Origin of the sequence: Pseudarthrobacter sp. efr-133-R2A-89, assembly GCF_030209315.1 — a bacterium.
Classification (GTDB): domain Bacteria; phylum Actinomycetota; class Actinomycetes; order Actinomycetales; family Micrococcaceae; genus Arthrobacter.
Genome location: NZ_JARVSE010000005.1, coordinates 338196 through 349836, shown reverse-complemented (window position 1 = coordinate 349836; position 11641 = coordinate 338196). Strand labels below are relative to the sequence as shown.

Here is an 11641-nt window from a genome sequence, read left to right as displayed (position 1 = left end):
GTTGGCTGTGACAGGTTTGGATGGCCCCGGTAGGGCGGTTATATCTGGCCCCACTTCATGACTCGCCGGGCGCTTGTGACGGTTATTTGTGGCCCCACCTTCAACGTTGGATTCATCAATGGATGGATGCGGCGGAAGGCTGGTCTGGATGGAGTCGAGAGTGGAGTTGTTCGCGCGGATTCGCAGGGACGCCCGGGTCGAGGGCTTGTCGGTTCGTGCGTTGGCGGTCCGGCATGGAGTTCATAGGCGAACGGTAAGGCAGGCACTGGATTCAGCTGCACCTCCAGAGCGTAAACAAAGACAAGGTGTGTCGCGGAGGCTGGAGCCGTTCAAGGGCGCGATCGACGCCATGCTGATCGAGGACACGACGGCACCGCGAAAGCAGCGCCATACTGCGCGTAGGATTTTGGCCCGGCTCATCGAAGAGCATGGTGCCCAGGCACTTTCGTATTCCACGGTGCGTGATTACGTCAGGGTCCGTCGCGGCCAAATTGATGTGGAGGCGGGACGCCGCGTCGAGGTGTTTGTCCCTCAGGAACACGCGCCGGGCGCGGAGGCCGAGGTGGACTTCGGCGAGGTCTATGTCGTGCTGAACGGGGTGAAGACGAAGTGCCACATGTTCATCTTGCGACTATCGCATTCGGGAAGAGCCATCCACCGGATCTACCCCACCCAGGCCCAAGAAGCCTTTCTCGAAGGGCACATCGAGGCCTTCAACGTTTTGGGCGGGATCCCGACCAAGCACATCCGCTATGACAATCTCACCAGCGCTGTCACCGCTGTGGTGTTCGGGCAGGGCCGGCAGCGCCGGGAGAACGACCGCTGGGTGTTGTTCCGTTCGTTCTACGGCTTCGATCCCTTTTATTGCCAGTCTGGCATCGCAGGGGCCCATGAAAAGGGCGGCGTTGAGGGTGAGGTGGGCTGGTTCCGCCGCAACCGGCTTTCACCGATGCCTGTCGCGGACTCCCTGGACGAGCTCAACCACCGGATACGTGACTGGGAAGCCCAGGACGCGGACCGGCGTATCAATGACAGGATCCGCACCATAGGCCAGGACTTCGAGATCGAACGGCCTTTTCTGGCACCGTTGCCGGCGGATGAATTTGATCCAGGTCTGGCCCTGAGCCCGAGGGTCGATAGGTCCTCGATGGTCACAGTCCGAATGGTGAAGTACTCCGTCCCAGCCCGGTTCATCGGCCGGAGGCTTAGGATTTCCTTGCGGGCGTCCGAGGTTGTTGTGTTCGATGGCCGAACCGTGGTCGCGAGGCATCAGCGGGTCGCCTCCCGGTCCGGTCAGTCTGTCCAGTTGGATCACTATCTCGAGGTCCTCAAAGCCAAGCCCGGTGCCCTTCCAGGCTCCACTGCTTTGGCCCGGGCGCGGGAGTCCGGGGCGTTCACCAGCGCGCATGAGGCTTTCTGGGCTGCCTCCCGCAGGGTCAACGGCGACGCGGACGGCACCCGTGAACTCATCGACATCCTGCTCCTCCACCGGTCCATGGACGCCGAAGACATTTATGCAGGGATCACCGCGGCGCTGGGAGTGGGCGCGGTCAGCGCCGATGTCGTCGCGGTCGAAGCCCGCAGACACGCCGCGACGTCTTCCAGGGGTGGGGCCAGTTCCGACCGTCATCCTGGTGCCCATGCTGAAGTGAATGTGCAACGGGTTGTCAGTCTCACCCAACGCCGCCTTATGGAACCCGCGGCCGTCATTGCCGGGTTGCCGCCTGATAGCCGGCCACTGCCTTCAGTCTGTGCCTATGACGAGCTGCTGGCCAAACGCACGGAACACCCAGCAGGAACCGCGTCAAAGGAGAACATCTCATGAGCCCCACCGCCCCAGGCCCTACCGTCACCCCGACCCTGCGCCGACGGCGCGGCCTGACTGAGCAGGCCGCGGTCGCCGCGGTGGATCAGGCCTGCCGCCGGCTTCGCCTACCCACCATCCGCGGGGTCCTCGATGAAGCCCTCACCGTCGCGGGGAAGGAACAACTCTCCTACCAAGGCTTCCTGGCCGAATTGCTGCTGGCCGAGTGCGACGACAGGGACCGACGCTCCTCGATCCGCCGCGTGAAAGCCGCAAACTTTCCCCGCGACAAATGGCTCGGGGACTTCGACTTCGACGCAAACACGAACATCAACCCCGCCACCATCCACACCCTGGCCACCGGAGACTGGATCCGCAAAGGACAACCCCTCTGCCTGATCGGGGACTCCGGGACCGGCAAATCCCACCTGCTCATCGGACTCGGCACAGCCGCCGCGGAGAAGGGCTATCGGGTCAAGTACACCCTCGCCACCCGGCTCGTGAACGAACTTGTCGAAGCTGCCGATGAGAAGGTCCTGGCCAAGACCATTGCCCGCTACGGCCGTGTGGACCTGCTTTGCATCGACGAGCTTGGCTACATGGAACTGGACCGCCGAGGCGCCGAACTCCTCTTCCAGGTACTCACCGAACGTGAGGAGAAAAACTCCATCGCCATCGCCTCAAACGAATCATTCTCCGGCTGGACAAAGACCTTTACCGACCCGCGCCTCTGCGCCGCTATCGTTGACCGGTTGACCTTCAACGGCACGATCATCGAAACAGGCACCGATTCATACCGCCTCGCCCACACCATCGCACAACAAGCAGCTAGCTAAAAACCCCATGGACGCCCATCACAGGGTCCGATCGTCTTCCCGTCTGTTCCTTCGCTTTTCCTGCCACACATAAAGGGGAACAAAGACCACCACGAACGCTGTACCAAGTCCCGCGATGCCGCCAAGGCCTTGGTAGATGATGGTTAACAAGGGTGATGACTCGTGGTCCAATTCCCGGATCATGAGGGCCGCTACTAAGGCCACAATCGTGACCGCCAGAACAATCAGCGTCGACTTCCTCAACCGGGCCTTGGTCAGCGGCTGCATGGCCATCGATATGTCCATTCTCCGTAGGGAACTGGCTGGACAGTTGAACAGCCAGTCGGAGCCAATGACGTGAGTGTTGCAGGGGCCAAGCCTAACTGGCAATAGATCTCATGAACTAGGAGCGCACCGCCTGGACCGAGGCTAAAACAAATCTGCCTCAGTGGGGCCAGGTATAACCGTCCTCCTGGGGCCAAAAAGGGTTGACATAGTCAGAGGGTTTCGATCGAGCGTTCAGGGATCGAGTCAGCACGTGCTTTCAGCAACTGCGTGCGGGCCTTCGTGGTGAGGTTGACTGCCATCTCGGTTTGGGCGCGCCATTTCCGGCTGCGGTTGGAGTGGAGCTTACGGAGCTCGAGGTCCAGGACCTGGCCATCTTTGGGCCTGTTGCTCGGGTCATTGCTCAGACAGCGCTTCAACAGGTCCATAACCTGTTCAGGGACATCTATGCCGTCTACGTCGTCTGACAAGGCTCGTGAGATGTCTGCATAGTTGCGCAGCTCGTAGGGGACGAGACAGCGGACTAACGTGGCTGCGAGCCCGTGGACGTCCCGGTTCGCTGCCGCCTTCGTAACCTTTTCCGGCGGTGCATAAGGCGTGGAGGCGTGGTCCACGACTGTGGCATCTCCCGGTGCAGCCACTTGGTTCTTAATTTTGCTAATGCCGAAGTCGGCAAGCAGCGGTCCATGGCCGTCCCACAAGACGTTGGTGGGTTTGATATCCCTATGCAACACACCGTTGGCGTGGGCGTGGGCTAGCGCGCTCGAAAGGGGGAGCCCAATAGTCTCGCACAGATCATCCCACCCTGGGGGCTCGCCCAGGGCTGCGAGCCATTCCGTCAGGGAGTCTGGAATCCACTCGAGGACGATGTAGTAGTCACCACGTTGGGCGTCGAAGCCTTTGTCGAGGAGCCGGGCGACGTTGGGATGGTCGAGTCGGGCAAGTGCATCCGTCTCCCTCGTGAAAAAGATGGCGTTGACCGCATCCTTTGTGCCTGGAATGACCTTAACCGCGACTTCTTTACCACTGTCCAGATCGACGGCCTTGAAGACATCGCCTTGTCCACCTTGCCTGTGGCTACCCCTGATCGCCGCATACCGATCCGCGATGAACTCTTGCGCCATTCCCCCAGCTGACCTGAGAACTATTACCGTCATCCTAGCCGGGACCTGCAGCAAAGGTCGGCGGGAGTGACACCAGACAACGATTTTCGGGTCCTCCAACCTCTCCCTGAAACGGGACCACGGCGTTGATCTCCCGGAGGATCGCGAGATGTCGCGCGCATGGTTGACGGCAAATCGGCCACTGCTCGTACGCCTCCACGCATACATGCTTAAGGGGATAGACCCGGAGGAAAGCGAATAACGGTGTGAGCGAGGGTGCTGCGATTCTTGCATTATCAGGCAGAACGGTGCGAACACCACATGAACACCAGGGTCGGACTTCTTCCTGCTTAGGCGCATGGACGCGCCGGGAGACAGGAGCCGCGGCATGGACGGATAATGAGCGGCTATGGAACCAAATGCTGAGGTTCCCGCGGTCCCTGTCCAGGGGAAGAGTGGGCCTCGCCTGGTTCAGTTGATGTCCGCGCGACGCATGCCGGGCCTCGGCATATCCAAGGGTTCTTGCCAGTCCGGTCTGCATGACGAAAGAAAGAACCCCGACAGCCGGGGCTGTCGGGGTTCCGTCGAGGCCTGTCAGGAGCCGCTGATCTTCCCTGCCGCGATGAGCTGCTGGGCGCGATGCTGCTGCTCATCGTCGCCAAAGCGCGTCACCGCCGTCATCAGATCCATGCCATCCTCAAGTCCGCCATAGATCTCCTCCAGCCGCTCGCGCGAGCCGCCGAGCAAGTTGATGCCGCCCAGCGCGTTGATCTGCTCGAGCTGCAGGTAGGCGCGGTACACGAGGTCGACGTGTACACCGTCATCGGCGGTGAAGGGGTTCGGGACGTAGTCGGCGTCCGGCGTAAGGCCATCCGTGTCGAGGCCCAACTGGGCCAGCTCGTTCTTGTTCATGGATGCTTCTCCTTGGTTTTGGGACTGTCACTCGGCTGTGACGACTCTCGATCTGAGACGGTCAGGATGCCCCCGGCCGGGCTCCGCCTGGCTGGAACGCCTGCGGGCCGACCATGATGATCACATTGATTTGGACGTCACTTACCTGGCGTACCAGGACGTCATCGACGCCTTTCAGCATACCGATGGGTGGACCAGCAAGCGTGGCAGGAAAGCGTAAAGACCATGTGTGCGCGCCCTGCTGACATCGAAATTCTGGCTGATTGGTGGACGGTAACCAGGATCGGTCCGACCAGCTCTGGGGTTCTCGTGGGTACCGCAGACCTACAAATTCCGTTGCATGTCCTCCAGAATGGGGATACACCAGGGCTAGGCTGGCGGAACACAAAGTCGGAGGAGGATCCCCTGAAGCGCAGCACCGGGTTGTTAGCGGCCAGGAATACTGCCCACAGGGGCGGGGAAGCCCGGGTCAACCGCCGCTTCGAAGCGTTTCGCGAGGTCCGCCGGCTATTGAACGGTGACCCGGTGGTATCTAGGCGAGGCTCTAGCTGCGCTTTTCGAGCGGACGATACCTGTCGCCGAGCATGCGCGCCCAGGCACAGGGGCGCGCATGCTGTACCTTCTCGTCACTGGAGACAGTCCCTGTCCGGGTCCGCCTAATGAATTCCGGCCGCAGCGGGGGCGTTGGCCTGTGCCGCGGTTCGGGAAGGCAAGGTAGCTGCAGCCAGTATTCCTGCAGCCACCAGCAGCCCAGCCGCGACGGCAAGTGCGCTGCCGTATCCGGCGACCAGTTGGCCTGCCTCGGTGACGGCCGAATGCTGGCTGCTGTTGCTGACCGTTGCAGCAACGCCTGCCAAAACGGCCAGTCCGAGGGCAACGCCGATTTGCTGGGCCGAGTTCAGCAGCGCAGAGGCAATTCCGGCCTCGGTTTCCTTCGTGTGATATACGGCGGCCTGGGTCAGGGCGATAATGCCGAGACCGAACCCAAGGGCGAGGATGAACATGGCCGGTGCCAGGTGCAGCCAGTAGTTCGTGTTTACCTGGATGAAGGAGAACCAGAAGGCAGCCCCGGCACTGAGCAGTGCCCCCGCTGCTGCGATGAGGCGCGTGGCCATCTTCAGCAGCAGCTTAGGCGCGGCCCCTGCCCCGAGCACCAGCCCTGCCGCGAACGGCAGCCAGCTGGCACCGGTCCGCAGAGGGCCGTAATGCTGAACCTGCTGGAGATAGAGGGTGATCACGTAGAAGCTGCCCATGGGACCAATGGCTAGCAGCAGCATGGAGGCGTATGCGCCAGCGCGGCCACGGTCCCGGAACAGCCCCAGTGGGACCAGCGGCGTGCTGCTGCGGGATTGCAGGGCGATGAAGGCAGCCAGCAGCAGGGCTGCAGCGGCTACCAGACCAAGGCCCAGAGGGTCAGCGAAACCCTCCTCGCCAAAGCGGGTAATTGCGTACACCAGGGCGACCATGCCGCTGGTTCCCAATACGGCGCCCCTGACATCGAGACTCCCGGCGTGCCGTCCTGCGCTCACCAAGGTCCGGCTGCCCAGGAGCACGAGGATGCCGATGGGTACGTTGATGAAAAAGACCCACCGCCAGCCGAGGGTGTCGGTCAGGCCGCCACCAAGAAGCAATCCCACCACAATTCCGAGAGCGGACATCGCGCCGTACAGCGACAGGGCTGCATCACGGGTCTTGCGTTCGGAGAAGGTTGTCGCAATGAGGGCCAGGGCGTTGGGCGCAACCAGTGCTGCTCCCAGCCCCTGAACCGCTCGGGCGGCGATGAGGGTCTCGCTGTTGGGGCCAAGACCCCCGGCCAGCGATGCGATGACGAAGAGGGCGAGACCGGCCTGCAATGCATGCCGCCGTCCGTAGAGATCGCCAAGCCGACCGCCCAGGAGCAGCAGAGCCCCGAACGTGAGGTTATAAGCATTCACAATCCAGGGCAGATGCACGGCGTTCACCCCGAGTTCCTGCTGGATGCTAGGCAACGCGATGTTCACGATGGAGTCGTCGAGCACCAGCATCAGCTGTGCGGTCGCGATCACCAGCAACGGCACCAATCCGCGCCGCTGTCCTGTTTTTCCGGTCATAGCATGTCCTCTACAAATTGGCGGGCAGCAGAGCCCGCAGAAAGTTCAGGGGGTACCCGAGTCGGGTGTTTTTTGGGGTTGCGCGGCCTGCTGGGGTTCGGGTGGACCCCGCTGGCCAGTTGTGGAGGGATTCATTCGCCCGCGGGCGCGCTTCGATGCCTCCTGTTTCGGGAGGGGGCGCCAACTTCTGGGCCGTTTTTGCGGCGTGAAGTTCCAGGGAATTACTAGCCGCTAACCACGTAACCGGCGGCAATGACGGCTTGGCGTACAGCAGCCGCGGCGGCTTTGCCGCCCATCAGGAGGCGGGAAAGGCCACCAGGAACGAGCTCAATAGCCACAGAATCCACTCCCTCAAGGACCAGGACGGCCTTCTCGACTGTCTGGGCACAATGCCGGCAGGTTAGGCCCTCGAGAGTGAGCTCAGCAGCGGAGGAGGTGGGCTGCGAAAAGACGTTGGCTGTGCAGCAACTGCATCCCGCACTCGAGGCGAGGGGAAGCTCAGTGCGGTTTCCAGATTCAAACATGTCAGTTTCCATTCCTTGATGGAGCATCAATGGGCGCTGGGGTTGACGGGCCGTGAAAGCGGGTGTTGGCACCGGCCGGGACATGCCTTGTCACTGACAACGCATCCACTATACCCCCCGGGGGTATAGTGCGCAACGTGGGTAGATTTGAGCGCCGTTTATGCGTGCCTGCGGTATGGGGGTCAGTACAGCTTTCGTACTTGTCCGGTAGAGAGAGCAGGTCGCTGAATTGAAACAAGGCGTCACTGCGGACGCTTTACACGACGAAGGAGCAGAGGAAGAACTATGGCTGTAGACCTCACACGTATGCAGAAGGCCAATTTTGTCGACGAGGACAAGTACGAACTCATTACTATCGGGCGGATCACGAAAAGGATGGTGACCCTTGACGGGGCCAGCGCCCTTCTCGTCCGTTTCCCGGTGGGAGCATCAGTGACGGAGGATGCGGTCAAGACCGGAATTCTCGACACGGATATGTGTCCCATGCCGCATGTCGCCTACATCCTGGAAGGCAGTTTGGGGGTGCGCCAGCGTACCGGATCCGAGGAGGAATTCTCAGCCGGAGATCTTATGATGCTGCCGCCGGAGCATGAAGCATGGACCGTCGGGGACAGGGACTGCGTCTTTATCGAATTCATGCGTGGGACCAGTGACGTCTACGACTACTGGCCGGAGCACTGAGCGGGCGCGTAGGCGCCATGTGAAGTGCGGGCACGATGAGCGCTGAAGATAGCGCTCATCATGCCACGTCTCCCGTTGGGCAAGTCGCCGCGCCTAACGGGAGGCGTGCCAGAAGTCATCATCTAACTGTTCGCCGGCTTCGTCCCAGAGGGGATGGCGGCGCTGTAACATCGAGGGTGTCGACGACAGTCAGGCTGCCTACTTCCGTCGTCGGCGGTCTGCCTGTTCGACCAGTTCCGTAATCCATGGCCGATGTCCGCGTCGAAATTCCATCCACTCAGGCAGGCCCTGAATAGAGGGGCCGGACCTATCGATGTCGATGGTGATCCGGCCGCCACCCACAGGTGCGTTGGTGATGTGCAGATCACCATAGGCTTCCGGAAGCACAGGATCCATCCACAGTCCCCGACGGGAGACATGAACGTCGTACCGCATCAGGTTCGTCACCAGGAGGATCGGGGCCGTTGCTGCCCAAGCCTGGGGCGAACACGCCGTTGGATAGGGTACGGGTTCGGCGAACTGATCACGGCTGAAGCCGCAGAAGAGCTCGGGCAAGCGCCCGCCCGAGAATTCGGCGGCTTCCAATATCGCAGTGGTAATGCGCTGTGCTTCCGCCACGAAGCCGTATCGCAACAGACCGGCAGCGATGATTGCATTGTCGTGGGGCCATACCGAGCCGTTGTGATAGCTGGCCGGGTTATATGCGCCCATGTTGCTGGCCAAGGTCCGTATACCCCAGCCGCTGAACATCTCCGGAGACATAAGCCGCTCGGCAACCTGCGGAGCCTTGTCCTCGTCTACGAGTCCGTAGACCAGACAGTGGCCCATGTTGGAAGCACACGCGTCCACCTGTCGCTTCCTGCCGTCGAGTGCGATTGCATAGTACCCCCGGTCCGGCATCCAGAACTGCTCGTTAAATCTCCGCTTCAGTTCCGCCGCCCGATCGGCGAGATCATCTCCCCGTGCCGTGTCGCCCGCGTCGTATGCCATCCAGGCACGCGCGGTATACGCAGCATAGACATAGGCCTGGACTTCACAGAGCGCGATCGGGGGCTCCGCAAGTGTTCCATCGGCAAAATTGATGCCGTCCCAGGAGTCTTTCCAGCCTTGGTTTATCAGGCCCTGGTCGTTGAGCCGTTCATATTCGACGAAACCGTCGCCGTCCTTGTCCCCGTAGTGACGTATCCATTCCAGGGCGCGGTCCGCGTGGGGCAGCAAACCGGCGATAATATCTGCTCCGAATCCCCACCGGCTGACGGCTCCGAGCACATCCACAAATAACGGAGTCGCGTCGACGCTCCCGTAGTAGGCTGAGTTGCCTCCAAGGGCCAAACCGGCATTGAGGCTAAGCCTTACTTCGTGCAGGATCTTGCCGGGCTCCTCCTCGGTCAGCGGGTCCACGATGGTTCCTTGCCGGTCCGCCAGCGTCTGCAGCGTCCCCAAAGCCAGTGAGGGATCCACCGGTAACGCCATTTCCGAGGCCCACAGGGAATCCCGGCCAAAGAGCGTCATGAACCACGGCGCACCTGCCGCCACCACAACGCGTTCGGGATGATCCGGATCCTCGATCCGGAGGGCACCCAAGTCGTCGTAGCTCCGCCGTAACGTACGCTCAATGGATCGGTTACCCATGCGAACGACGGGAATCCTGGCAACCCATTCCTTGCGGCGCCGGTCACTGGGGGACAACTCCTCCCCCTCAGGGTGGACAAGGGTGGCGCTCCGGCCAGAGCCTTCAACCTCAACCCGGGCACTGACGACAGCGCTCCAGTCCCCTTGCGGTGGGACAGATACCAGAAAGGTGACCCCCTCCGGCTTCACCTCTGCTCCCGGAGCCTGAATGACGACCCGTTTTCGCATGCCTTGCCAGACACCGGAAATGGTCAGCTGGTCCCCATCCACGTACCGGGTTGCGTCCCACGCACGCTGGATCCGGGCTTCCTTCACTTCAAAAAGGTCCGCGAAGTCAGCTTCAACCTCGAGGGAAATCGCGCATTCGACGGGTTTGGTTGAATAATTGCGGACGGTAAGTCGCTCCTGAATACCCGCGCCGACTTCCCGCAGGCGCTCCACGATCAGCGGGCTGTCGGCATATCCGTCGGAACGGGGAACGCGACCTGCAAACAGGGCCCGGAACGGCTCGCGCGTCTCGGCAGCGAGGGACTCAAGCGGATGACTGTTGACTGTCAGGTTCCAGCGGGACAGGAATCGGGTGTCCTGCACGAACAGGCCATGCGGGTGCTCGGGATGAATGTCGCCATTGGGCAAAGAAATGCAGAACGAGGTTTCCTCGACCAGGGTGACGGTCCCTGCCCCTACTGGGCCGGCAGCCGTGTCAGCATTCCATCCAGCCATCCTGGTTCCTCCAAGAAAGCAGCGCCGGCACAACGTGGTCTCTTAGACACGCTTGGGCGACGGCACCTCTGTTTACTTGACCCTACTCTCCCCCGGCTAAGGGGTGTAGACCCTGTTTCATATCCCTGCATGGCATCCAGAAACAGGACCCAGTGCAACGTACCTGTATAGCAGGAAGCCGGGAAACGGCGGGCCTGTCAACCGCGGGGCACCGTATGGTGGGCGCTGACCGTTAGGAAGCTGCCCGAGGGGCGAACCAGCCGGAGAAGTCCGCAGCCCACTCTTGCGGGCCAACAAACCCGATGGAGCCCAGCTGCCGCGCCTCCTCACAGCGGCGCAGACCCCACCAGAGGTCGTAGAGCACCCGCGGGGCGACATGAACCTGAAGATCCGGGACACGTTCTGCGCGGCCGATGCTCGCGGTTGTCTTGCTGTTCTCTGTGCAGATCCAGCCATGAAGGGGAGCTCCCCTGACGTTGTCGAACTCGAACCCCAGGACAATCGACTTCCTGGGCAGGGAATCTGTCACAAGGCTGCGGCCCATGTGTTCGAGCAGCGTGCCAAGCCCTGTCCGCAGGTCATTCTCAAAGGGCGCATGCCAATGACTCGCCCAGAGGCCCAGCGACTCCAAGGTCTGCCGCAGCGCGTAGCCGACCGGCGTCAGTCTGTAGCGTCGTGAGCCGCGGGGGCCGGTTTCATCGTTGCGAACGACAAGCTCCAGCTGGACCAGGCGCTTGAGCCGCTGGGAAAGCAGTGTCCGCGAAAGGTCAGGCAGGGCCCGGGACATATCGTTGAACCCCATTTCACCGCAGAGGAGTTCGCGCACGATCAATAGGGACCAGCGGTCACCCAGCAGCCGCAGCCCTTGTGATATCGACCAATAATCGGCACTCGGGCGCCCTGCTGTTTTCGCCAGGTCGTCTTGTTCCCGGGTGAACTGCTCCGCAATGGTCGTCATCGTCCCTGAGCTCCAAGCGATCCGTGAGTTGTGCTGCCACCATTCTTCCCGACCCTTCGAGGTGCTGTGTGTGCGCCACGCACATAAGTTGATGCCCGCCTGTCCGTCGCAGGC

The 11641-nt window shown here is 61.7% G+C and carries 10 protein-coding genes; 3 read left to right on the top strand and 7 right to left on the bottom strand.

From position 1 onward, the window contains the following. Positions 1–148 precede the first annotated feature (148 nt). Both istA and istB read left to right on the top strand, forming a co-directional pair. A complete protein-coding gene (gene istA, locus QRM95_RS10815) occupies positions 149–1825 on the top strand; it encodes an IS21 family transposase (RefSeq protein ID WP_285247720.1) in 1677 nt (558 codons plus the stop codon). Beyond that, positions 1822–2640, top strand: a complete 819-nt coding sequence (gene istB / locus QRM95_RS10810) for an IS21-like element helper ATPase IstB (protein ID WP_285247719.1) — start codon at positions 1822–1824, stop codon at positions 2638–2640. The genes istA and istB overlap by 4 nt, the downstream gene beginning before the upstream one ends. An 18-nt stretch (positions 2641–2658) precedes the next feature. Here istB and QRM95_RS10805 read toward each other — a convergent pair whose 3' ends face one another. The 5 genes from QRM95_RS10805 to QRM95_RS21165 all read right to left on the bottom strand — a co-directional run bounded on the left by QRM95_RS10805 (position 2659) and on the right by QRM95_RS21165 (position 7533). Beyond that, complete coding sequence (locus QRM95_RS10805) at positions 2659–2913, bottom strand: hypothetical protein (RefSeq protein ID WP_285247718.1); 255 nt, start codon at positions 2911–2913, stop codon at positions 2659–2661. A 203-nt stretch (positions 2914–3116) separates the two neighbouring features. Next, positions 3117–4061, bottom strand: a complete 945-nt coding sequence (locus QRM95_RS10800; protein WP_285247717.1) for a serine/threonine-protein kinase — start codon at positions 4059–4061, stop codon at positions 3117–3119. 540 nt (positions 4062–4601) lie between these two features. Next, positions 4602–4919, bottom strand: coding sequence for a hypothetical protein (locus QRM95_RS10795; protein ID WP_133830821.1), 318 nt, complete (start codon positions 4917–4919; stop codon positions 4602–4604). A gap of 656 nt (positions 4920–5575) precedes the next feature. Further along, positions 5576–7009 carry an MFS transporter gene (locus QRM95_RS10790; RefSeq protein ID WP_166183129.1) on the bottom strand — a complete coding sequence of 478 codons (1434 nt, stop codon included), beginning with the start codon at positions 7007–7009 and terminating at the stop codon, positions 5576–5578. A 224-nt stretch (positions 7010–7233) separates the two neighbouring features. Next, complete coding sequence (locus QRM95_RS21165; protein WP_133830822.1) at positions 7234–7533, bottom strand: heavy-metal-associated domain-containing protein; 300 nt, start codon at positions 7531–7533, stop codon at positions 7234–7236. Positions 7534–7818: 285 nt separating this feature from the next. Here QRM95_RS21165 and QRM95_RS10780 point away from each other — a divergent pair, with 285 nt between their 5' ends. Further along, a complete protein-coding gene (locus tag QRM95_RS10780; RefSeq protein WP_133830823.1) occupies positions 7819–8214 on the top strand; it encodes a cupin domain-containing protein in 396 nt (131 codons plus the stop codon). A gap of 198 nt (positions 8215–8412) precedes the next feature. Here the strand turns inward: QRM95_RS10780 and QRM95_RS10775 are convergent, their stop codons facing one another. Together QRM95_RS10775 and QRM95_RS10770 are read right to left on the bottom strand one after the other, a co-directional pair. Further along, on the bottom strand, positions 8413–10569 hold the full coding sequence (locus QRM95_RS10775) for an amylo-alpha-1,6-glucosidase (RefSeq protein WP_133830824.1): 2157 nt from the start codon (positions 10567–10569) through the stop codon (positions 8413–8415). Between the two features lie 232 nt (positions 10570–10801). Beyond that, on the bottom strand, positions 10802–11527 hold the full coding sequence (locus QRM95_RS10770) for a winged helix-turn-helix transcriptional regulator (RefSeq protein ID WP_133830825.1): 726 nt from the start codon (positions 11525–11527) through the stop codon (positions 10802–10804). Positions 11528–11641: the final 114 nt, after the last annotated feature.